18 protein-coding genes, 1 tRNA gene and 1 pseudogene are annotated in these 21,192 nt (G+C 73.0%); 6 read left to right on the top strand and 14 right to left on the bottom strand.

Annotated features, from left to right (window positions below):
- Positions 1 to 41: 41 nt before the first annotated feature.
- The 9 genes from ruvA to pgsA all read right to left on the bottom strand — a co-directional run bounded on the left by ruvA (position 42) and on the right by pgsA (position 7,301).
- Entirely contained in the window at positions 42 to 665 is a 624-nt protein-coding gene (ruvA, locus tag AB0F82_RS11880) for a Holliday junction branch migration protein RuvA (protein WP_356813158.1), read from the bottom strand.
- Positions 662 to 1,192, bottom strand: a complete 531-nt coding sequence (ruvC, locus tag AB0F82_RS11875; RefSeq protein WP_356813157.1) for a crossover junction endodeoxyribonuclease RuvC — start codon at positions 1,190 to 1,192, stop codon at positions 662 to 664. Before ruvC ends, ruvA begins: the two co-directional genes overlap by 4 nt.
- Before the next feature lie 170 nt (positions 1,193 to 1,362).
- On the bottom strand, positions 1,363 to 2,115 hold the full coding sequence (locus tag AB0F82_RS11870) for a YebC/PmpR family DNA-binding transcriptional regulator (RefSeq protein ID WP_030656159.1): 753 nt from the start codon (positions 2,113 to 2,115) through the stop codon (positions 1,363 to 1,365).
- A gap of 57 nt (positions 2,116 to 2,172) precedes the next feature.
- Complete coding sequence (gene pdxT / locus AB0F82_RS11865) at positions 2,173 to 2,766, bottom strand: pyridoxal 5'-phosphate synthase glutaminase subunit PdxT (RefSeq protein WP_356813155.1); 594 nt, start codon at positions 2,764 to 2,766, stop codon at positions 2,173 to 2,175.
- Positions 2,767 to 2,773: 7 nt separating this feature from the next.
- Complete coding sequence (gene pdxS / locus AB0F82_RS11860; protein WP_030027911.1) at positions 2,774 to 3,691, bottom strand: pyridoxal 5'-phosphate synthase lyase subunit PdxS; 918 nt, start codon at positions 3,689 to 3,691, stop codon at positions 2,774 to 2,776.
- A gap of 220 nt (positions 3,692 to 3,911) precedes the next feature.
- Positions 3,912 to 4,454, bottom strand: a complete 543-nt coding sequence (locus AB0F82_RS11855) for a hypothetical protein (RefSeq protein ID WP_356813154.1) — start codon at positions 4,452 to 4,454, stop codon at positions 3,912 to 3,914.
- 110 nt (positions 4,455 to 4,564) lie between these two features.
- Positions 4,565 to 5,737: a glycosyltransferase family 4 protein gene (locus tag AB0F82_RS11850; RefSeq protein WP_362626013.1), complete on the bottom strand. Its 1,173-nt coding sequence runs from the start codon at positions 5,735 to 5,737 to the stop codon at positions 4,565 to 4,567.
- Entirely contained in the window at positions 5,734 to 6,639 is a 906-nt protein-coding gene (locus AB0F82_RS11845) for a phosphatidylinositol mannoside acyltransferase (RefSeq protein WP_362626010.1), read from the bottom strand. Before AB0F82_RS11845 ends, AB0F82_RS11850 begins: the two co-directional genes overlap by 4 nt.
- Positions 6,639 to 7,301, bottom strand: a complete 663-nt coding sequence (gene pgsA / locus AB0F82_RS11840) for a phosphatidylinositol phosphate synthase (protein WP_362626007.1) — start codon at positions 7,299 to 7,301, stop codon at positions 6,639 to 6,641. Before pgsA ends, AB0F82_RS11845 begins: the two co-directional genes overlap by 1 nt.
- Positions 7,302 to 7,579: 278 nt before the next feature.
- Here pgsA and AB0F82_RS11835 point away from each other — a divergent pair, with 278 nt between their 5' ends.
- The 3 genes and pseudogenes from AB0F82_RS11835 to AB0F82_RS11825 all read left to right on the top strand — a co-directional run bounded on the left by AB0F82_RS11835 (position 7,580) and on the right by AB0F82_RS11825 (position 12,052).
- The gene (locus tag AB0F82_RS11835) at positions 7,580 to 9,784 is read left to right on the top strand and encodes an elongation factor G-like protein EF-G2 (RefSeq protein ID WP_362626004.1); all 2,205 of its coding nucleotides are present in this window, start codon (positions 7,580 to 7,582) and stop codon (positions 9,782 to 9,784) included.
- Between the two features lie 131 nt (positions 9,785 to 9,915).
- Positions 9,916 to 11,592, top strand: coding sequence for a hypothetical protein (locus AB0F82_RS11830; RefSeq protein WP_356813149.1), 1,677 nt, complete (start codon positions 9,916 to 9,918; stop codon positions 11,590 to 11,592).
- Between the two features lie 51 nt (positions 11,593 to 11,643).
- Positions 11,644 to 12,052: pseudogene (locus tag AB0F82_RS11825) on the top strand (DUF1992 domain-containing protein).
- Between the two features lie 11 nt (positions 12,053 to 12,063).
- On the opposite strand, the gene AB0F82_RS11820 reads toward AB0F82_RS11825, so the two are convergent.
- Positions 12,064 to 12,624: an HIT family protein gene (locus tag AB0F82_RS11820; RefSeq protein WP_362626001.1), complete on the bottom strand. Its 561-nt coding sequence runs from the start codon at positions 12,622 to 12,624 to the stop codon at positions 12,064 to 12,066.
- Between the two features lie 67 nt (positions 12,625 to 12,691).
- On the bottom strand, positions 12,692 to 14,668 hold the full coding sequence (gene thrS, locus AB0F82_RS11815; protein ID WP_356813146.1) for a threonine--tRNA ligase: 1,977 nt from the start codon (positions 14,666 to 14,668) through the stop codon (positions 12,692 to 12,694).
- Between the two features lie 579 nt (positions 14,669 to 15,247).
- On the opposite strand from thrS, the gene AB0F82_RS11810 reads away from it, so the two are divergent.
- Complete coding sequence (locus tag AB0F82_RS11810) at positions 15,248 to 15,778, top strand: GNAT family N-acetyltransferase (protein ID WP_362625998.1); 531 nt, start codon at positions 15,248 to 15,250, stop codon at positions 15,776 to 15,778.
- On the opposite strand, the gene AB0F82_RS11805 is transcribed toward AB0F82_RS11810, so the two are convergent.
- Both AB0F82_RS11805 and AB0F82_RS11800 read right to left on the bottom strand, forming a co-directional pair.
- Positions 15,720 to 16,955, bottom strand: a complete 1,236-nt coding sequence (locus tag AB0F82_RS11805) for a hypothetical protein (protein ID WP_362625995.1) — start codon at positions 16,953 to 16,955, stop codon at positions 15,720 to 15,722. The two genes, AB0F82_RS11810 and AB0F82_RS11805, sit on opposite strands and share 59 nt — an antisense overlap.
- Complete coding sequence (locus AB0F82_RS11800) at positions 16,955 to 17,569, bottom strand: DUF4365 domain-containing protein (RefSeq protein WP_356813143.1); 615 nt, start codon at positions 17,567 to 17,569, stop codon at positions 16,955 to 16,957. Before AB0F82_RS11800 ends, AB0F82_RS11805 begins: the two co-directional genes overlap by 1 nt.
- Before the next feature lie 221 nt (positions 17,570 to 17,790).
- On the opposite strand from AB0F82_RS11800, the gene AB0F82_RS11795 reads away from it, so the two are divergent.
- Entirely contained in the window at positions 17,791 to 18,516 is a 726-nt protein-coding gene (locus AB0F82_RS11795) for a 3'-5' exonuclease (RefSeq protein WP_356813142.1), read from the top strand.
- A gap of 62 nt (positions 18,517 to 18,578) precedes the next feature.
- On the opposite strand, the gene AB0F82_RS11790 is transcribed toward AB0F82_RS11795, so the two are convergent.
- Positions 18,579 to 18,650: transfer RNA gene (locus AB0F82_RS11790), tRNA-Val, on the bottom strand.
- A gap of 138 nt (positions 18,651 to 18,788) precedes the next feature.
- Here AB0F82_RS11790 and AB0F82_RS11785 point away from each other — a divergent pair.
- Entirely contained in the window at positions 18,789 to 21,140 is a 2,352-nt protein-coding gene (locus tag AB0F82_RS11785) for an SCO7613 C-terminal domain-containing membrane protein (protein WP_362625991.1), read from the top strand.
- Positions 21,141 to 21,192 lie beyond the last annotated feature (52 nt).

The following is a 21,192-nucleotide window of genomic DNA, read 5'->3' as shown; positions in this document are numbered from 1 at the left end:
CGCTGCGGCCTTACCGGTCCCGCGCGGCGGCGGCAGCGGCGTCAGCGGGCGCGGTTCAGGGACTGCAGGGCGGCTCGCAGCAGCTGCGGGACGGGGGCCGAGCCGCCGGCGGCGATGGCCGCCTCCGCCTGCGGGGTCACCGCCACGACCGCCTCGTCCGCCTCGCGCGACGCGTAGCCGAGGCCGATCAGCGCGGCCGAGAGCTGCTCGGTCCAGGGGGCGGGCCCCGAGGCGACCGCGCGCTGGGCGCCCACCACCGGGGCGGGGGCGCCCAGCTTGCCCTTGAGCTCCAGCAGCAGCTTCTGCGCGCCCTTCGGCCCGATGCCCGGCACCGCGGTCAGCGCCTTCGCGTCGCCCGCGGCGAAGGCCGCGCGCAGGGCGTCCGGGCTGTGCACGCCGAGCATGGCCTGCGCCACGCGCGGTCCGACGCCGCTCGCGGTCTGGAGGAGCTCGAAGACCTGGCGCTCGTCGTCGTCGGCGAAGCCGTACAGGGTCAGCGAGTCCTCCCGTACGACCAGGGAGGTGGCCAGCCGGGCCTGCTCGCCCGTCCGCAGGCCGGCGATGGTGTTCGGGGTGCAGTGCACGGCCATGCCCACTCCCCCGACCTCGATCACGGCGAGGGTGGGGGTGAGCGCGGCGACCGCGCCGTTGACGAAGGCGATCATCGGGTACGGCCTTTCGAGGCGTGCTGGGCGACCGCCCGCTGGAGGCGGTTCTGGGCGGGGGCCCGCCAGATGTGGCAGATGGCGAGGGCGAGGGCGTCGGCGGCGTCGGCGGGCCTGGGCGGTTCGGCCAGCCGCAGCAGGCGGGTGACCATCGCGCCGACCTGCGCCTTGTCGGCCCGGCCGCTGCCGGTGACGGCGGCCTTTACCTCGCTCGGGGTGTGCAGGGCGACCGGTATGCCGCGGCGGGCGGCGCACAGCATCGCGACGGCGCTCGCCTGGGCGGTGCCCATCACCGTGCTGACGTTGTGCTGGCTGAAGACCCGCTCCACGGCGACGATCTCGGGCCGGTGCGTGTCGAGCCATTCCTCGATGCCCTGCTCGACGGCGACGAGCCGGTCTCCCAGCTCCGCGTCCGCGGGCGTGCGTACGACCCCCACCCCGAGCATGGTGAGGGGACGGCCGGCCACGCCTTCGACGACGCCGACACCGCATCGCGTCAGCCCCGGGTCCACGCCCAGTACCCGCACCGCCCACCCCTCTTCACCGCACGACCGTGCCGCCTTCGCGGGCCCGACGGGCCGCGCACGCCGACGGTGATCGCCGGCGCCGTCAGGCTATCCGCTGCCACTGACAACGACGGCGGGCCGGTGGGACGTGTCCCACCGGCCCGCCGCCGACCGCTCGGTGCGCGGCAGCGTTACGCGTCGACCTTCTCCATGACCTCGTCCGAGACGTCGAAGTTGGCGAAGACGTTCTGGACGTCGTCGCTGTCCTCGAGCGCGTCGATGAGCTTGAAGATCTTGCGGGCGCCCTCTTCGTCGAGTTCGACCTGCATGGTCGGGACGAAGCTGGAGTCCGCCGAGTCGTAGTCGATGCCGGCTTCCTGGAGCGCGGTGCGGACCGCGACCAGGTCGGTGGCCTCGCTGATGATCTCGAAGGTGTCGCCGTTGTCGTTGACCTCTTCGGCGCCGGCCTCCAGGACCGCGCCGAGGACGTCGTCCTCGCTCAGCTCGGCCTTGGGCAGGATGATGACGCCCTTGCGGTTGAACAGGTAGGAGACCGAGCCCGGGTCGGCCATCGAGCCGCCGTTGCGGGTCATGGCGACGCGGACGTCGGAGGCGGCGCGGTTGCGGTTGTCGGTGAGGCACTCGATGAGCACCGCGACACCGTTGGGACCGTAGCCCTCGTACATGATCGTCTCGTAGTCGGCGCCGCCGGCCTCGAGGCCGCCGCCGCGCTTGACCGCGGAGTCGATGTTCTTGTTCGGGACCGACTGCTTCTTGGCCTTCTGGACCGCGTCGAAGAGGGTCGGGTTGCCGTCGATGTCGGCACCGCCCATACGCGCCGCGACCTCGATGTTCTTGATCAGCTTCGCGAAGAGCTTGCCGCGCTTGGCATCGATCACGGCCTTCTTGTGCTTCGTCGTAGCCCATTTAGAGTGGCCGGACATCCGCCTGTCTCCTTCGCGTAACCAACAGTGTTCGCCTCAGATCCTACCGGGAGCTCGTCACAGCCCGGCGCGCACCATCTCGACGAAGTACGCGTGGACGCGGTCGTCGCCGGTCAGTTCGGGGTGGAACGAGGTCGCCAGGACGTTGCCCTGGCGCACGGCGACCGTGTGGCCGTCGTAGGTGGCGAGCACCTCGGCGGCGCCGCCGACGGACTCGACCCACGGGGCGCGGATGAAGACGCCCTCGACCGGGCCGCCCTCGATGCCGGTGAAGTCGATCTTCGCCTCGAAGGACTCGTTCTGGCGGCCGAAGGCGTTGCGGCGCACGATCATGTCGATGCCGCCCAGGGTCTCCTGGTCCTCACGGCCGTCGAGGAGCTTGTCCGCCAGCATGATCATGCCGGCGCACGTGCCGTACACCGGCATGCCCGCCGCCACGCGCTCGCGCAGCGGCTCCAGCATGCCGAAGAGCACGGCGAGCTTCGACATCGTCGTGGACTCGCCGCCGGGGATCACCAGGGCGTCGACCTCGGCGAGCTCCTCGGGGCGCCGGACCGGCCTGGCCACGGCGTCCGCCGCGGCCAGGGCGATCAGGTGCTCCCGTACGTCGCCCTGGAGGGCCAGGACACCGATCACGGGGGTGTTCGTCATGTCGGTACTACCAGCCGCGGTTGGCGTAGCGCTCGGTCTCGGGGAGGGTGTCGCAGTTGATGCCGACCATGGCCTCGCCCAGGTTGCGGGAGGCGTCCGCGATGATCTTCGGGTCGTCGAAGAAGGTGGTCGCCTTGACGATGGCGGCGGCGCGCTTGGCCGGGTCGCCCGACTTGAAGATGCCGGAGCCGACGAAGACACCCTCGGCGCCGAGCTGGCGCATCAGGGCGGCGTCGGCCGGGGTGGCGACACCACCGGCGGAGAACAGCACCACGGGAAGCTTGCCGAGCTCGGCGACCTCCTTGACGAGCTCGTACGGGGCGCGCAGCTCCTTGGCGGCGGCGTACAGCTCGTTGTTGTCGAAGCCGCGCAGCTTGGCGATCTCGTTCTTGATCTGGCGCAAGTGGCGGACGGCCTCGACGACGTTGCCGGTGCCGGCCTCGCCCTTCGAGCGGATCATGGCCGCGCCCTCGGCGATACGGCGCAGGGCCTCGCCCAGGTTGGTGGCGCCACAGACGAAGGGGGTGGTGAACGCCCACTTGTCGGAGTGGTTGACCTCGTCGGCCGGGGTCAGGACCTCGGACTCGTCGATGTAGTCGACGCCGAGGGACTGCAGGACCTGGGCCTCGACGAAGTGACCGATGCGGGACTTGGCCATCACGGGGATGGACACGGCCTCGATGATCTCTTCGATCATGTTCGGGTCGGACATGCGCGCGACGCCGCCGTCCTTGCGGATGTCGGCCGGAACCCGCTCCAGGGCCATGACGGCCACGGCGCCGGCGTCCTCGGCGATCTTCGCCTGCTCGGCGTTGACCACGTCCATGATCACGCCGCCCTTGAGCTGCTCGGCCATGCCGCGCTTGACGCGCGAGGTGCCGATCGCCGACTCGGCGGACTGGGGGGAGGTGGGAAGCGTGCTCACGGATTGACCTCACTCGAAAGGAAGACGGGTACTACTCCCGCTGAGGAAACCCCAGAGGATCAGTCCACTACAAGGGCCAATGTGGAGCCAGTGGCTCTTTCATTTGTCCCTTGTGGCCCTAGGGAGTGTCGTCGAAGTGGCGTCGGCCGCCCGAAGGGCGTGGCCGGCGGGACTTTGACGACACGACCCAGAGGTCCCGGACCTGCGCCCCAAGGGGTGTCTAGGTCGGCCGGTCCGCGAGGTCCGCCGGGGGCTCGTCGTCCATTTCGAAGGCCAGCGGGAACGGCGCGTGTCCGGCCAGTCTGAACCAGCGGACCTTGCGGTGGCGGCGCAGCGCGCGGGCGGCCCGTACGGCGTCGTTGTGGAAGCGCCGGGCCATCGGTACCCGGCGGACGGCCGCCGCCAGCTCCTCCGTGGCCTGCGCCCCGCCGGGAGCGGCCTTCAGCACCTCGACCTGGTCCGCGTCGGCGAAGACCGCCCGCAGCGCCTGGCTCAGCTCGCTCTCGGCGACCTCGCGCTGGTCCTCCTCGGCCTGCCGGGCCGCGTGCGCGGCCTCGTACAGCACCAGCGAGGAGGCGGGGTCGAGGGCTCCGGAAGTGGCCACCTCCAGTGCCACCGAGGCCCGCCGGACGAGCTGCGCGTCGAGCGCGGCCCGCGCGGCGTCCATCCGCGCGTGCAGCCGGTCCAGTCGGCCGGCGGTCCAGCTGAGGTAGACGCCGATGACGGCCAGGGCCAGGGCGATCCAGACAAGGGTTTCGATCACGCTGCGCGACCCTACCGCTCCGGGGGCAGCGGGCTCCCATCGGGCCCTGCCGGGCCGGACCCGGTCCCGCAGGGTGCATGATCATCGACGACCCGGGGGGACGCGGCCGGTCAGGAGGCCGTGGTGTCCTTCGAGAAGCCCAGGCGGGTGCGGAGCGGGACGCGTTCGTCGGCGCCGACCGCCGCCGCGCCGTCCGTGACCGTCTCGTAGACCGCCAGGATGTCCGCCCCGACCGTGGACCAGTCGAAGCGGCGCACGTGCGCCGAGCCGCTGGCGCTGAGCCGTGCCCGGCGCTCCGGGTCCCGCAGCAGGGTGATCGCGCCCGCCGCGAGGGCGTCCGCGTTCTCGTTGGCGAAGAGGTCGCCGGCCCCGCCCTGGTCCAGGACCTGCGCGAAGGCGTCCAGGTCGGACGCCAGCACCGCGGCGCCCGCCGACAGGGCCTCGACCAGGATGATGCCGAAGCTCTCGCCGCCCGTGTTGGGGGCCACGTAGACGTCGACACTGCGCAGCAGACGCGCCTTGTCCTCGTCCGAGACCATCCCGAGGAATTCGACCCGCGAGCGGATCTCGGCGGGCAGCGTGGCCACCGCCTCCTCCTCGTCGCCGCGGCCCGCGACCAGCAGCCGTACGTCCGGGCAGGCCTCGACGATCTTCGGGAAGGCGGCCATGAGCACCGGCAGGCCCTTGCGCGGCTCGTCGATGCGGCCGATGAAGCCGAGCGTCTGACCGCCCCACTCCGCCTTGGGCCGGGCCTTCGCGAAGAAGTCCACGTCCACGCCGTTGGGGATCACGACCGCGTCCCCGCCCAGGTGCTCCACCAGCGTGCGCCGCGCGTACTCGCTCACCGCGATCCGCGCGCTGATCTTCTCCAGCGCGGGCTGCAGGATCGGGTAAGCGGCGATCATGGCCCGGGAGCGCGGGTTCGAGGTGTGGAAGGTGGCCACGATCGGCCCCTGCGCCGCCCAGCAGGAGAGCAGTCCCAGCGAGGGCGAGGCCGGCTCGTGGATGTGGATCACGTCGAAGGTGCCGTCGTGCAGCCAGCGCCGGACCCGGGCGGCCGACAGGAATCCGAAGTTCAGCCGCGCCACGGAGCCGTTGTACGGGACCGGCACGGCCCGCCCGGCGGAGACCACGTACGGCGGCAGCGGGGTCTCGTCGTCGGCCGGGGCCAGCACGGACACCTCGTGGCCGAGGCCGATCAGGTGCTCGGCGAGGTCCCGGATGTGGAACTGGACGCCGCCCGGCACGTCCCACGAGTACGGGCACACGATGCCGATCTTCACTGCGTGCGCTCCTCCAGGTCTTCCAGCCAGAGCCGCTGCAGCATGTGCCAGTCCTCCGGGTGCTCGGCGATGCCCCACGCGAAGGCGTCCGCCACCGCCTGGGTCATGGCGGTGGTCTTCTCGGCCCGGGTCCCGGTCTTGGGGACCTCCACCTCGGGGTGGATCCGGCCGTACATCTTCGGCGTCTCGCCGTAGTACAGGGTCGCCGGGAGCAGCACCGCGCCCGTCTGCTGGGCCAGCAGCGCCGGCCCGGCCGGCATGCGCGCCTTCGCGCCGAAGAAGTCCACCTCGACGCCGGAGGCCGACAGGTCCCGGTCCGCCACCAGGCAGACCAGGCCTCCGGAGCGCAGCCGCCGGGCGAGGGTGCCGAAGGCGGCGCCGCCGCTGTGCGGCAGGACCTCCATGCCCAGGCTCTCCCGGTAGGCCACGAAGCGGTCGTAGAGGGTCTCCGGCTTGAGCCGCTCGGCGACCGTGGTGAACGGCACGCCGATGTGGCCGATGGCCCAGGCCCCGGCGAGGTCCCAGTTGGCGAGGTGCGGCAGGGCCACGACGACTCCGCGCCCGGAGGCGAGGGCATCGCGCAGGATGTTCTCGTCCTTGAACTCGACGTCCGTACCGAACCGCCGCGGGTCCATGGTCGGCAACCGGAAGGACTCCATCCAGTACCGCATGTACGAGCGCATGCCGGCCTTGGACAGCTCGCGCAGCCGCTCCGGGCCGGCGTCGGGCACCACCCGGGCCAGGTTCGACTCCAGCCGCAGCACGCTCTTCCCGCGGCGCTTCCACGCATAGTCCGCGATCCGTCGGCCGAGGGCGACCGCGGCGGGCTCGGGCAGCTTCTTGACTCCGGCCCAGCCCAGCCCGTACAGCCCGTCGACCAGCTTGTCCTGTGCGGTACCCATCAGGCGGCGCCGCCCTCGGGAGCGGCCGCGGCGTCGGCCTCGGCGGACTCGCGCCGTACCGTGACCACGCGCTGGATCAGCGTGACGAGCGAGCCGGCGGCCACCACCCACAGGCCGATCGGCAGGAGGACGCCGATCCAGGACGGCACCCCGAAGGCCTGCAGTCCGGACAGGCCGGCCGCGACCAGCGAGATCACCAGCCGCTCGGCGCGTTCGATGAGCCCGTTGACGGCCACCGGCAGCCCGATCGACTCGCCGCGCGCCTTGGTGTAGGACACCACCTGGCCGCTGGCCAGGCAGAAGATCGCGACCGCGCACAGCGCGTTGTCGTTGCCGGAGCCCGCGTACCAGAGGGCCAGGCCGCCGAAGATCGCCGCGTCGGCCACCCGGTCGAGGGTGGAGTCGAGGAAGGCGCCCCACCGGCTGGAGATGCCGGCCTGGCGGGCCATGTTCCCGTCGACGAGGTCGGAGAAGACGAAGAGGGTGATGGTGATGGTGCCCCAGAAGAACTCCCCGCGGGGGAAGAAGACCAGTGCGCCCGCCACCACTCCGGCCGTGCCGATCAGGGTGACCGCGTCCGGGCTCACCCCCCGCCGGAGCAGAAATGCGGCGAATGGCGTGAGAACACGCGTGAAGAATGCACGCGCGTACTTGTTCAGCATGGCCTTCCCGGAGGGTCGCTGGGCCGCACGGCCACCACGGCCACCGGCTGGCCCATCGTAGCCAGCACGCCGCCGCCGGAACGCCGCGCACCCACCGGTTCTCGCCCGTAAGGCGTTCTTCATGCCGTGGACCGCTGCCCGTGCGCCACGGGTACGGCCCCGGTACGACGTATGGACGCGATGTGACAGCAGTGCAAAGCTCGTAGAACCGCGCATTCCTCATGCGCGGGGACAAGGAACCCACCTCCTCACCGTCACCACCGGGAGGCACGAGCACCATGGGAGCCACATCACACCAAGCCGGAGCCGCCGGCAGGGCACTGACGGCCGACCGCCCCTCTTCCGTACGGAACGTCGTGCTGGTCGGCCACAGCGGATCCGGCAAGACCACGCTGGTCGAAGCCCTCGCCCTGACCGCCGGAGCGGTCAACCGGGCCGGTCGGGTCGAGGACGGCGCCACCGTCTCCGACTACGACGAGATCGAACACCGACGCCACCGCTCCATCCAGCTCTCCCTCGTCCCCGTCGAATGGGACGGGATCAAGATCAACATCGTGGACACCCCCGGATACGCCGATTTCGTCGGGGAACTCAGGGCCGGTCTGCGCGCGGCGGACGCGGCCCTTTTCGTCGTCTCGGCCTCGGACGGGATCGACGGCGCCACCCGCATGGTCTGGGACGAGTGCGAGGCCGTCGGCATGCCCCGCGCCATCGTCGTGACCCACCTGGAGGCCGCCCGCTCCGACTACACGCAGATGACCGCCGTCTGCGGCGAGATCTTCGGCGCCGACGACCCCGACGCGGTCATCCCCCTCTACCTCCCCCTGCACGGCCCCGCCGGCCCGGACGGCCACGCGCCCGTCACCGGCCTGCTCGGCCTGCTCTCCCAGCGCGTGTACGAGTACGCCTCCGGCGAGCGCGTGGAGCGCGACCCGGACCCGGCGGAGCTGGCCCTCATCACCGAGGCCCGTTCGCGCCTGATCGAGGGGATCATCGCCGAGAGCGAGGACGAGACCCTCATGGACCGCTACCTCGGCGGCGAGGACATCGACCTGAAGACCCTCGTCGACGACCTGGAGCGCGCCGTCGCCCGCGGCACCTTCCACCCCGTCCTGATGGCCGCGCCCGCCGCCGACGGCGCCCGGCAGGGCCTGGGCACGGTGGAACTGCTCGAACTGATCACCGGCGGCTTCCCCACGCCCCTGGAGCGCCCCGCCGTCCCGGTCACCCGTCCCGACGGCTCCGCCCGCCCCGACGTCACCTGCGATCCCGCCGGGCCCCTGGTCGCCGAGGTCGTCAAGACCTCCTCCGACCCCTACGTCGGCCGCGTCTCCCTCGTGCGCGTCTTCTCCGGCACCCTGCACCCCGACGAGACCGTCCACGTCAGCGGGAACGGCGTCGCCGACCGCGGACACGAGGGCCGCTCCCTGCACGAAGCAGACGAGCGGATCGGCACCCTCACCGCCCCCTTCGGCAAACAGCAGCGCGTCCTGGACCGGTGCATCGCCGGCGACCTGGCCTGCGTGGCGAAACTGAGCCGTGCGGAGACCGGCGACACCCTCTCCGCCAAGGACGACCCGCTCCTCATGGCGCCCTGGACGATGCCCGAGCCCCTGCTCCCCCTCGCCATCGAGGCCCACAGCAAGGCCGACGAGGACAAGCTCTCGCAGGGTCTGGCGCGGCTCGTCGCCGAGGACCCCACCATGCGGTTGGAGCAGAACCCGCACACCCACCAGGTCGTCCTGTGGAGCCTCGGCGAGGCCCACCAGGACGTCGCCCTGGAGCGGCTGCGCACCCGCTACGGCGTCCAGGTCGATCCCGTCCCGCACAAGGTGAGCCTGCGCGAGACCTTCGGGGCCAGGGCGGCCGGCCGCGGCCGGCACGTCAAACAGTCCGGCGGCCACGGCCAGTTCGCCATCTGCGAGATCGAGGTGGAGCCGCTCCCGCCCGGCAGCGGCATCGAGTTCGTCGACAAGGTCGTCGGCGGCTCCGTGCCCCGCCAGTTCATCCCGTCCGTGGAGAAGGGCGTGCGCAGCCAGGCCGCCCGCGGGGTCGCGGCGGGCTACCCGCTGGTCGACGTACGCATCACCCTCCTCGACGGCAAGGCGCACTCGGTGGACTCCTCGGACGCCGCCTTCCAGACCGCCGGCGCCCTCGCCCTGCGCGAGGCCGCCGCCGAGGCCCGCATCGACCTGCTCGAACCGGTCGCCGAGCTCGACGTCCTGATCCCCGACGAGTACGTCGGCCCCGTCATGAGCGATCTCGCGGGCCGCCGCGGCCGTGTCGTCGGCACCGACCAGGCCGGGTCCGGGCGTACTCGGGTCCGCGCCGAGATCCCCGAGATCGAGATCAGCCGCTACGCCGTCGAGCTGCGCTCGGTCTCGCACGGCACGGGCCGCTTCGCCCGCGCCTACGCCCGGCACGAGCCCATGCCGCCCCAGATCGCGGAGAAGGTGCGCGAACAGGCGGAGAAGGGAAGCTAGTTGGGGTGATCCCCAGGAAGAGCCGCCCACCCGACCAGCTTGCGGTGGGCGGCATTTCCCTGTCCCATGACCGTGGGGCGAGATCCGCCGATAGGCTCGTCGGCGCACCAAAAGAGCAGGAACGCACAGCGATGGGGGCAGCGGTGGCGGACGACGGATTCGACTTCAGGCCCGGCGCGCAGATTCCTCTGCAGAACGGCGGGGGGCAGACGGCGGCGACCAACGCCCTCGCCTCGGCCGCGTACCGCGACGGCGGCAAGGACAGCAAGCTCGACGCGATACTCGGGGCCAACAGCGAGAACCACCCGGCCACGGTGAAACCCCCGAAGCTCTCGCTCTTCGAGCCGAGCCTCGGTGAGGCCTTCTGCCGGGCCGTCGAGGCGCGCACCCTGGGGGCCGGCCGCAAGCCGCTCATCCAGTCCTTCGGCGCCGACCCGCAGACGGTCGTGGAGCACTGCCTGGCGGCGTCCCGGATCCGCAAGGAGCGGGACCGCAGGCTCCGCCTGATCATGCTGGTCTGCGGTGTGCTGTTCCTGCCGGGGCTGCTGCTGTGGCTGGGCCTCTTCCAGCTCCGCAAGTCCCTGTCCTCGAAGGACGGCAAGCACTCCTGGCTGGGCACCGTGCTGCTGGTGGGCGTCGGCCTCGTGGTGGCCGTCCTGATGTTCAGGCTGCCGCTCACCGGGTTCCTCGGCCTCTACGTCCGCGGCATGGTCATCGCGCCCGCACTGGGCTGGCTGCTCGCCCGCCGCATCTGCGAGTCGACCGCCCGCGACCTGCGCGAGCGCTGGGACGGGCTGCTGTCCGGCGGCGGGGTCGCCGCCAAGATCCCGGAGGCCGTGCCCGGCAACCCCGACGAGAAGGCCCGTGAGGACCTGCGCCACCAGCTGGCCAAGCTCACCGCGGAGGACCGCAGCAACCAGGTCTTCTACGCGGGCCCCAAGGGCATCCTCGGCATGGGCACCCGCTGGGGGAACTGGCAGATGGCCGAGGAGCTCGCCCCGAAGGACGAGGCCAAGGAGATCCACCCCTTCCGGGCCTGGGACGTCATACGCGCGATCGACGCCCAGCTGCGCAAGCTGGAGCGCGGCCCGCTGCACACCGGGGGCTTCCCGCCCGCCGCGATCCAGCACTGGATCGTCACCCCGGTCGGCGAGGGCGCCGCCGAGGTGGCCCGCCCCACCGGCGAGAACGTCGACGCCTTCCTCGTCAAGCCCCACGAGGTCACCCGGATCTGCAACGAGCAGCAGTTCAACTCCGGGAACCGGCACTACCTGGGCATCCAGTACCCGCTCTGGGACGGCCAGCTGATCATCAACATGCTGGTCACGGTCACCGTGCTCTACAAGACCCTGCGCGTGGACGTCACCGCGCACGCCCTGGGCCCCGTACACGGCCTGTTCACCACCAAGTCCAAGGCCCCGGTGGTGGAGGTGCCCAAGAGCATCCGCTTCTGGGAGACCGTGGAGAAGCCGCTGCCGCTGGTGGACACCCAGGAGGTGGTGCGCCTCGCCGTACGGGCACCGCTGACCTGGTACCCGCCGGTCCTCGACTTCTTCGGCGGCAAGCTCGTCCTGCCCGAGCCGTTCGGCCTGCGCCACGTCTGGGCGAGCTCGATGTGGCGCCACCGGTTCATGGCAGACGACGCCCTGCGCACAGTGGCCCCCGTCCTGAGGTCGATCCACACGGCGACCTTCAAGGTCCTGGAGGAGAACGGCGTGGACACCGAGCGCTTCACCAACCGGTCCTCGATCATGAGCGGCCTCATCCAGGAGCCGTCGCCGCGGAAGGCGGACGTGTACGACGCCTAGCAGGGGAGGGCCTGGCTAGGGTGGAGGAGGAGACGGCCCGAGGAGGCAACCGTGACCGAGCGCAAACCGCCTGGCGTGGACTTCGAGTCCTTCGTGGACCGGCAGATCAGACAGGCCACCGCACGCGGCGACTTCGCGGAGCTGCCGGGCTTCGGCAAGCCGCTGGCCTCGCTCGACGCGCCCTACGACGACCTGTGGTGGGTCAAGGACAAGATGCACCCGCGAGGGCCTCGCCGTCCTGCCCCCGGCGCTCGCGCTGCGCAAGGAGGCCGAGGACGCCCTGAGGGCGGCCCTGGCGGCGCGGACCGAGCAGCGGGCCCGGACGGTCCTCACGGAGATCAACGAGAAGATCCGCGCGGCCCTGCGCATGCCGCCGCCGGGGCCGCCCCTGGGCCTGAGCGAGTTCGACGTCGACGAGGTGCTCGGCACCTGGCGCGCGTCACACCCGGACAGCGCCTGATCGGCGCCCGATCAGCCGACCGGCCAGGCGTCGGCGAGCATCTGGCGGGTGTCCGCCAGGAGTTGGGGCAGCACCTTGGTGTGCCCGACCACCGGCATGAAGTTCGTGTCCCCGCCCCAGCGCGGCACGATGTGCTGGTGCAGGTGCGCGGCGATGCCGGCGCCGGCCGCCGCACCCTGGTTCATGCCGATGTTGAACCCGTGCGCCCCCGAGGCCTTGCGGAGCGCCACCATCGCGCGCTTCGTGAGGTCGGCCAGCTCGGCCGTCTCCGGGGCGTCGAGCTCGGTGTAGTCGGCGACGTGGCGGTACGGCACGACCATCAGGTGGCCGCCGTTGTACGGGTAGAGGTTCAGTACGGCGTAGACGTGCCGGCCCCGCGCCACCACCAGGCCGTCCTGGTCGGACATCTCCGGAATCCCGCAGAAGGGACAGCCGTCCCCGGCCTCCGGGCCGGTCGGCTTGTTCTCCCCTTGGATGTAGGCCATCCGGTGGGGCGTCCACAGACGCTGGAACGCGTCCTGCGTGCCCACCCCGATCTGCTGCTCCGGCTCAGTCGTCATGGCATGCAGCATATGACCTTGCCCGCGCGGACGAGGAAGGCCCCCGGAAAGTGATCACTTCCGGGGGCCCTCGTCACTATCAGACCTGGACGCGGTCGGCGACGACCTTCGCCAGCTTGGCGAGCGCCTCGTCCTTGGGGATGCCGTTCTCCTGCGAACCGTCGCGGTAACGGAAGGAGACCGTCCCCGCCGCCATGTCCTCGTCACCGACGATGATCATGAACGGCACCTTGAGCTTCTGGTGGTTGCGGATCTTCTTCTGCATCCGGTCGGAAGAGGCGTCCACCTCGACCCGCAGGCCCTGCTTCTTCGCCTCGGCGGCGAACTCCTGCAGGTACTCCACGTGCCCGTCGCCGATCGGGATGCCGACGGCCTGGACCGGGGCAAGCCACGGCGGCATGGCACCCGCGTAGTGCTCCAGCAGCACGGCGAAGAACCGCTCGATCGAGCCGAACAGCGCGCGGTGGATCATGACCGGGCGCTGGCGGGAGCCGTCCGGGGCGGTGTACTCCAGGTTGAAGCGCTCCGGCAGGTTGAAGTCGAGCTGCACGGTCGACATCTGCCAGGTACGGCCGATGGCGTCGCGCGCCTGCACGGAGATCTTCGGGCCGTAGAAGGCCGCGCCGCCCGGGTCGGGGGTCAGCGGGAGGCCCTGCTTCTCGGCGACCTGCTGGAGGACCGAGGTGGCCTCCTCCCAGACCTCGTCCGAGCCGACGAACTTCTCCGGGTCCTTGGTGGACAGCTCCAGGTAGAAGTCGGTCAGGCCGTAGTCGCGCAGCAGGTTCAGCACGAAGGTGAGCGTGCGGTCGAGCTCCTCCGCCATCTGCTCACGGGTGCAGTAGATGTGCGCGTCGTCCTGGGTGAAGCCGCGGGCCCGGGTCAGGCCGTGCACGACGCCGGACTTCTCGTACCGGTACACGGTGCCGAACTCGAAGAGGCGCAGCGGCAGTTCGCGGTAGGAGCGGCCGCGCGCGTCGAAGATCAGGTTGTGCATCGGGCAGTTCATGGGCTTGAGGTAGTAGTCGGTACCACCGTCGAGCTGCATGGGGGGGTACATGCCCTCCGCGTACCAGTCCAGGTGGCCGCTCTTCTCGAAGAGGGCGCCCTTGGTGGCGTGCGGCGAGTAGACGAACTCGTAGCCCTCCTCCTCGTGCCGGCGGCGCGAGTAGTCCTCCATGGTGCGGCGGATGATGCCGCCGCGCGGGTGGAAGACGGCGAGGCCGGAGCCGATCTCGTCCGGGACGGAGAAGAGGTCGAGCTCGTTGCCGAGCTTGCGGTGGTCGCGCTTCTCGGCCTCGGCGAGGAAGTCGAGGTGGGCCTTCAGCTCCTCCTTCGACGGCCAGGCGGTGCCGTAGATGCGCTGGAGCATCGGGTTCTTCTCGCTGCCGCGCCAGTAGGCGGCCGCGTTTCGCATGAGCTTGAACGCCGGGATGTTGCGGGTGGTGGGCAGGTGGGGACCGCGGCAGAGGTCCTTCCAGCACAGCTCGCCGGTCTTGGCGTCCAGGTTGTCGTAGATGGTCAGCTCGCCGCCGCCCACCTCGACGTTCGCACCGTCGTCGGTGGACGCGGAACCCTTGATGCCGATGAGCTCCAGCTTGTACGGCTCGTCCGCGAGCTCCTCGCGGGCGGCCTCGTCGCTGACGACGCGGCGGGAGAAGCGCTGGCCCCGCTTCTGGATCTCCTGCATCTTCTTCTCGACGGCCTTGAGGTCCTCCGGGGTGAAGGGCCGGGCCACGTCGAAGTCGTAGTAGAAGCCGTCACGGACCGGCGGGCCGATGCCGAGCTTGGCCTCGGGGAACAGCTCCTGCACGGCCTGCGCCATCACGTGCGCGGTCGAGTGGCGCAGGATGTTGAGGCCGTCCTCGGAGGAGATCTCCACCGGCTCGACGGTCTCGCCGTCCTGCACCTCGTACGCGAGGTCCTTGAGCTCGCCCGCGACGCGGGCGGCGACGATGGTGCGCTCGCCGGCGAAGAGCTCCGCCGCCGTAGTGCCCGTGGCCACCACGCGCTCGTCCCGCTCGGAATCGCGTTGGATGATCACACGGACGTCTGACACCGGTCTCTCCTGACTCAGGGGATGCGCGAGCGAACGCCGCGCGCCTGAATCGTACCGAGCGGAGTGGCTGCGCCGCTAAACGGTTCCTCCCGGGCCCGGCCCGGACCCGTGCTCGCGAGCCGTGGCCAAGGCCCCGGCCCGTGGGGCGGGGTAGTCCCCACAGGCCGGGCGAACCCACCGCCGACCAGCGGGCCGGACCGGCGCAGGGTTCGCGAGCCGAGGAGACACCCCGGAGGGGCACCACCCCGCCCCGAAGCCCGGCCTCCTGCCCGAACCGCCATGGCCCGCGCAGCCCCAAGGCACCGCCCCACACGGACCCGCCCAGCCCGAGCCATGCCCGCGCAGCAAGGGCACCGCCCCGCACCGAGCCCCCGCCCGACCCGAACCGGCATGCCCGCGCAACCCAAGGGGCCCGCCCCAGGCGAGCTCCCGCTCGGCCCGAGCGGGGGCATGGCCGGGCAGGTCCGGAGGTCCCGGCCGTCTCCGGCCCGGACGGGCAGGCGCCGCCAGCGGAAATTGCGGGCCGCCGCCGGGGGCCACCGGTAGCGTGGGGGCGCCCCAGCCCCCGGAGGGACCCGTATGCCGAGCCCCCAGATACGCCCGCTCGACCTGGCCGACGACGCCACCGCCCGCGCCGTGCACCGGATCGGCCGGGCCGCGTACGCCGTCGAGGCGGAGATCATCGGCTTCGACGGGATCCCCGCCCTGCACGAGAGTCTCCCCGAGATGCGCGCGCAGGACCTGCGCTGGGTCGGGGCCGTCTCCGAGAGCGGGGAGCTGGCGGGCTTCCTCGCCTGGGAGGAGGTGCCCGACGGCGGCACCGGCACGGGCGCAGGCATCGGCATCGACCGGCTCTGCGTCGCCCCGGCCTTCTTCCGCCGCGGCGTCGCCTCCCTGCTGCTGCGCCACGCCCTCGCCGAGCTCTTCCCCGGCCGCCCCGTGAACGTCACCACGGGCGCCGCCAACGCCCCCGCCGTCCGCCTCTACGAAGGCCTCGGCTTCGTCCGCGGCGCGGACTTCTCCCCCGCCCCGGGACTGACCATGGCCTCCTTCAGTCGTCCGACGGCAGTACGTCCGCCGGGTCGAAGGACTCGTCCAGCGACTTCATGAGGCGGTCCCGCTCGACCTCGTCCAGGGGTACGGGGCTCACGTCCCTGGCATCGGTGAGCCTCCGGAAGCCGCCCCGCCGCTGCAGCCGCCCGCTGATCCGGATCGGCAGGCCCACCAGGTGCGCGTGGCCCGCCACCCGGTACGCCTCCTCGTCGAGCGCGGCGCGTACGTACGGGACCTCCGCCCCGGCGAGGACCCGCAGCCGGACCGTGCCCCCGCCGCCCGGGGCCGAGCGCCGCATCCGGACCACCGCCCCCGCGACGCGCACCGGCACGGCCGGCTCGCCGCGGGTGTAGCGCGCCGCCGCCTCCCGCAGGACCGGCAGGTCGCCCGGGGAGAACTCCACCGGCTCGGGCCGCGCCGCGCAGCCCGCCGGAACCCCCGCCGCCGGCGCCCAGGCCAGCCCGACGCGGGCACCCTCCGAGCCCCGCACCAGCGCGATCAGCGCCTCGGCGAGCTCCCGGCTGACCCCCGCGCCCACGGCGGCGTCGAAGGCCTCCATGCCGCCGGTGGCCCGCTGGTAGTCCGCGGCCTCGCGGGCCGCGTGCAGGGCGTGGTGCAGCCGCGTCACGATGCCCCGCCCGCCGTCCACCGGCACGTACGCGCTCAGATGCCGCCCGCCCGGCTGCGGCCCCACCAGGACGGGGTCCAGGGCCCGTTCGGCCTGGGCCCGGTGGCGGGCGCCGTAGTAGCCGGCCCTCGCCCGTACGGCGAGCGCCCCGGCGAGCAGCAACTGCCGTGCGGCCGAGCGCAACTGCTCCTGCACGGTCCAGGCGGCCTCGCCCTCCAGGCCGTACGCCCCGGGCGGGACCTCCCGCTCCCAGCGGATCTCGTCGCTGGGCACGCTCAGCCCGTAAAGGACCTCCCGCGCGGACGGGAGCGTGCTGCGCGAGAGCGCGGTCAGCGCCTCCTCCAGGAGGTCGGCGCAGTCGGGGAAGGCCCGGTTCTCGGGGACGAGCACGCTGGTGCCGGCGTACCCGGGCGGTGTCCAGCGCCCGTACCGGCCGGCTGCCCCGCCCCGGCGCAGCCATCCGTGCCGGTGCAGCAGCGCGCCGAGCACGGCCGGGTCGACCTGTGCGGGATCGGGCACGGCGGACTGCGGGAAGGCCGGGAAGTGCCCGGGGCGGGCGTGGTCCGGGGGCAGGAGTGGTTCGAGGTTCGACGGGTGCCAGTGCATCAGGGTGTCCCTCCCGACCCGACCCGGGTCATGATCTCGCACAGTGCCCGGTCGTCGAAGATCCGCGCGGTCGGTATCCGTACGGTGGTCCGGCGCCGGCCGGTCACCGGGTGTCCGGCGAGATTGGTCCAGTAGCAGCAGTGCCGCAGGTCGAGCCGGTCGTGTCCGGCGGCGAGCCACTGGTCGCGCTCCCGCGGGACGAGCATCACGACGAGGATCTTGTGGACGGCGACCGGGGTGCGGGCCAGCTTCACCAGGTGCTCGTTGTCGAGGGTGAAGGCGAAGGTGGGGCCGGGCGGCCGGGGCGGTACCTGGTAGGTCGCCTTCAACTGCACCTTGACGGTGACCTCGTCGTCGACGACGTGCTCGGGGGCCCCGTGACTGACGTGCCAGTCCACGCCGTTGTCCGGGAAGGGCTGGGACAGCGAGCAGCCGGCCGCGGCGGCGACGGCGTGCAGGTATCCCACCTGGAGGGTCTCCATGCAGGCGGTGGTGGCGAGTGTGCCGCGCAGCGGTACGGCCCGCGTCCCGTCCGGTGTACCTGTACCGGTACCGGTCCGCGGTTCGATCCGCCCCGCCAGCACCCCGCCCGGTTCGGGCTGTGCGAGCGCCATGGCCGGCTCCCCGTGCCTTCCGGGCTCTGCCTTCGGTGGTGGGTGGGTGACGACCGGTCATGTGTACGGCCTCCCATGAAGGTTGTCTCCGCACCCGGGTCGCGGCAAACGGCGTACGGAACAAACAGCCCGGGTATCACCGATTCGGGCAGGGGCGGCACGTTCCGAGGCGGCGGCGCCCGGCTGCACCCCAACTGCCGACCGGGGACGAGGAGTTCGCCATGAACCGCTGGTATGAGGGCCCGCTGGCCGCATTCGACACGGAGACGACCGGGGTGGACGTGGAGCAGGACCGGATCGTGTCCGCCGCGCTCATCGTGCAGGAGTGCGCGGGCGGCCGGGTCCGCACGACGCGCTGGCTGGTCAATCCCGGCGTGCCGGTGCCCGCGGGCGCGACGGAAGTGCACGGCCTCACCGACGAGCACCTGCAGCGCCACGGGCGCTGGCCGGCGCCGGTGGTGGAGGAGATAGCCCGCGCGCTCGGGGAGCAGCAGATCGCGGGCCGGCCGGTGGTGGTGATGAACGCCCCGTTCGACCTGACGCTGCTGGACCGGGAGTTGCGCCGGCACCGGGCGTCGTCGTTGTCGCGATACCTGGACAACCGGCCGCTGACGGTGCTGGACCCGCGGGTGCTGGACAAGCACCTGGACCGGTACCGCAAGGGCCGCCGGACGCTGACGGACCTGTGCGCGCACTACGGGATCGAGCTGGAGGGCGCGCACGACGCGGCGGCGGACGCGCTGGCCTCGCTGGAGCTCGTACGGGCGGTGGGGCGCCGGTTCGCCTCGCGGCTGGAGCGGCTGACGCCGGCCGAACTCCACACGCTGCAGGCGGTGTGGCACGCGGCGCAGGCGCGCGGTCTGCAGGCGTGGTTCGCGCGGCAGGGGACCCCGGAGCCGGTTGATCCGCACTGGCCGCTGCGGCCGGACCTGTCGGCGGCCGCGTAGCCGGGCAGGAGGCCCGGACATGCGGAAGGCCGGTCCGTCGTCGACGGACCGGCCTGACCCGGTGGGCGATACTGGGATCGAACCAGTGACCCCTTCGGTGTGAACGAAGTGCTCTCCCGCTGAGCTAATCGCCCGGGAACGCACTGAACAATACAGAAGCCTCGGGGCTGGTTCAAACCGCTTCCCCGGCCGGGCCCGCCCGGGGGTACTCAGGGCGTACTTGAGTACCCCCGCCCATGCCCCGACCGGGTGACGGGCGCCACACTCCGCATATGAACTCCCCTCTGCCGCCGGCCGAAGAGCTGGCGCTCATCGACCGTGAGCTGGCCCAACTCGATGCCCGGCGCCTGTATTTGCTGGCCCGCCGGGACTGGCTGCTGCGTCTGCTCCAGCAGTCGGGTGCGGCGGTGGCCCCCTGGGGGCCCGCCGCGTCCGGTTCGCCGGCCCCGCCCGCCCGGTCCGCCGGCCCGGCGAAGGAGGCTTCGGCTCCCGGCGCGCAGAACGTGCTGCTCACCCTGGGCGCGGTGCTCCTGGCCGTGGCCGCGCTGGCGTTCACTCTGGTCAGCTGGGGGTCCATGGGGATCGCCGGGCGTTCGGCGGTGCTGGCCGTGGTGACGGCGGCGGCGCTGGCCGCCCCCGCGGTGCTGCTGCGCCGCGGGCTGCGGTCGACGGCGGAGTCGGTGGCCGCCGTGGGGCTGCTGCTGACGGTGCTGGACGCGTACGCCCTGTACGCGGTCGGCATGCCGGACGCGGACGGCACCGGGTACGCGGCCGGCGCGGCCGCGGTGCTGGCGGCGGTGTGGGCCGGGTACGGGTCGGCGCTGCGCACGCTGCGGATACCGCTGCCGGCGGCGGTGGTCGCGGCGCAGCTGCCGCTGCCGCTGGCGGCGGTGGCCTGGCAGGCGGGCCCGCTGGGGCTCGGCTGGGCGCTGCTGGTGACGGCGGCGCTGGACGCGGCGCTGGCGCTGCGGGTCCGGGCGGCGGCGGTCCCGGCGGCGCTGCTGGGCTCGGCGGCGCTGCTCGTCGGGGCGGTCCAGTCGTGGTCGGCGGGGTCGGCGGTGCAGGCCCTGGCTCCGGCGGCGCTGCTGCTGGCGGGCGCGGCCCTGGGCGCGGCGGCCGCCTGGCGGGAGCCGCGGGTCTGGGGTGCCGCGCTGGTGGGCGGCGTGGCGGCCGTGGTGGCCGTGGCCGGCGTGGCCCGGCCGGAGCTCGCACCGGGCTGGGCGGTGGTGGCGCACCTGCTGGTGGGTCTGCCGCTGCTGGCGGCGGTACGGGTGCCCGCGCTGCCGGAGGCGGTGCGGCGCGGAGCGGTCGCGGCCGGTGCGGTGGTGGGCGCCCTCGGCGCGCTGGCGGCCGGCGCGGCGGTGGCTCCGGTGCTGGCGGCCCGGCTGCGGGTGCTGGAGGAGGTGTGGGCCGCGACCACCCCGGCGGCGGACCCGTACGGTCCGGGGGCGTCGCCCGCGGTGGGGCTGCTGCTGACGGCGGCGGCGGCCTGGTGGCTGTCGCGGGTGTCGGCGCGGCCGGAGCCCGGAGTTCTGGCGGTGGTGCCGGCCTGGGCGGGCCTGTTCTCGGCGCCGGTGCTGCTGGGGTTCCCGGTGGCGGCGGTGTTCGCGGTGCAGCTCGCGGTGACGGGCGCGGCGGGGGCCCTGGCCCTGCGCTCCTCCGGGCGGGGGGCCGGGATCGCAGCGGCCGGGTGTGCGCTGGCGGGGGCCGTGAACGTGTCCCTGGGCGCGCTGGACGGCCGCACGGCGACCTTCGCGGTCTGGGGCCTGCTGGGCGCGGCCTGTGCGGCGGGAGCGGCGTACGGGGCCGCCGCGCGGTGGGTGCGCTCGGGGGCGGCCGTGTGCGCGGTCGGTTACGCGACGGGGCTGCTGGTGGCGGCTGCCGCGGTGACGGACCTGGCGGTGGTCTGGTGGGCGCTGCCGGTGCTCGCGGTGCCGGCGCTGGTGGCGGCCCTCGGGCCGCGGCTGGGGGCCGTGCGGCTGCCGGCCGAGATCGCGGCGGCCGTGTCGGGTGTCCTGGCCCTGGCCCTGTCCGCGGGGCGGCCCGGGACGCTGGCGCTGGTCCTGGCGCTGTCCGGGGTGGTCTGCGCGGGGGCCGCGGTGCGGCCGGAGCGGCGGGTGCTGGGCTGGGCGGCGGGTGCGCTGTTCGCGGCGGCGACGTGGGTACGGCTGGCGGAGGCCGGGATCACGGCCCCGGAGGCCTACACGCTGCCGGTCACCGTGTCCGCGCTCGCGGTGGGCTTCCTGCGCAGGCGCCGGGACGCGCGGGCCTCGTCCTGGACGGCGTACGGACCGGGGCTGGCGGCGACGCTGCTGCCGAGCCTGCTGGCGGCCTGGGGCGACGCGGGCTGGGTGCGCCCGCTGGTGCTGGGGGTGGCCGCGCTGGCGGTGACCCTGGCGGGCGGCCGGTGGCGGCTGCAGGCCCCGCTCCTGCTGGGCGGCGCGGTGCTTGCGGCGGTGGCGGTGCACGAGCTGGCCCCGTACGTGGTGCAGGTCGCGGGGGCGCTGCCGCGCTGGGTGCCGCCGGCCCTGGCGGGCGTGCTGCTGCTGGCGGTGGGCGCGACGTACGAGAAGCGGCTGCGCGACGCCCGCAGGCTGCGGTCCGTGATCGGGCGGCTGCGCTAGGTCGTGTCCGGGCGGGAACGCCAGAGGCCCGGAGACGGTGAAGTCTCCGGGC

This window comes from Streptomyces virginiae, from assembly GCF_040638905.1.
Lineage (GTDB): Bacteria > Actinomycetota > Actinomycetes > Streptomycetales > Streptomycetaceae > Streptomyces > Streptomyces virginiae_B.
This window is presented reverse-complemented; position numbering and strand designations above follow the sequence as displayed.

Bases quoted from the DNA above. Each gene is read 5' to 3' on its own strand.
- AB0F82_RS11785 (WP_362625991.1), top strand. From the start codon at position 18,789: ATGAACTCCCCTCTGCCGCCGGCCGAAGAGCTGGCGCTCATCGACCGT.
- AB0F82_RS11805 (WP_362625995.1), bottom strand. From the start codon at position 16,955: ATGCACTGGCACCCGTCGAACCTCGAACCACTCCTGCCCCCGGACCAC.
- AB0F82_RS11830 (WP_356813149.1), top strand. From the start codon at position 9,916: ATGGGGGCAGCGGTGGCGGACGACGGATTCGACTTCAGGCCCGGCGCG.
- ruvA (WP_356813158.1), bottom strand. From the start codon at position 665: ATGATCGCCTTCGTCAACGGCGCGGTCGCCGCGCTCACCCCCACCCTC.
- AB0F82_RS11835 (WP_362626004.1), top strand. From the start codon at position 7,580: ATGGGAGCCACATCACACCAAGCCGGAGCCGCCGGCAGGGCACTGACG.
- AB0F82_RS11845 (WP_362626010.1), bottom strand. From the start codon at position 6,639: ATGGGTACCGCACAGGACAAGCTGGTCGACGGGCTGTACGGGCTGGGC.
- AB0F82_RS11820 (WP_362626001.1), bottom strand. From the start codon at position 12,624: ATGCTGCATGCCATGACGACTGAGCCGGAGCAGCAGATCGGGGTGGGC.
- AB0F82_RS11810 (WP_362625998.1), top strand. From the start codon at position 15,248: ATGCCGAGCCCCCAGATACGCCCGCTCGACCTGGCCGACGACGCCACC.
- AB0F82_RS11870 (WP_030656159.1), bottom strand. From the start codon at position 2,115: ATGTCCGGCCACTCTAAATGGGCTACGACGAAGCACAAGAAGGCCGTG.
- AB0F82_RS11800 (WP_356813143.1), bottom strand. From the start codon at position 17,569: ATGGCGCTCGCACAGCCCGAACCGGGCGGGGTGCTGGCGGGGCGGATC.
- pgsA (WP_362626007.1), bottom strand. From the start codon at position 7,301: ATGCTGAACAAGTACGCGCGTGCATTCTTCACGCGTGTTCTCACGCCA.
- pdxT (WP_356813155.1), bottom strand. From the start codon at position 2,766: ATGACGAACACCCCCGTGATCGGTGTCCTGGCCCTCCAGGGCGACGTA.
- AB0F82_RS11795 (WP_356813142.1), top strand. From the start codon at position 17,791: ATGAACCGCTGGTATGAGGGCCCGCTGGCCGCATTCGACACGGAGACG.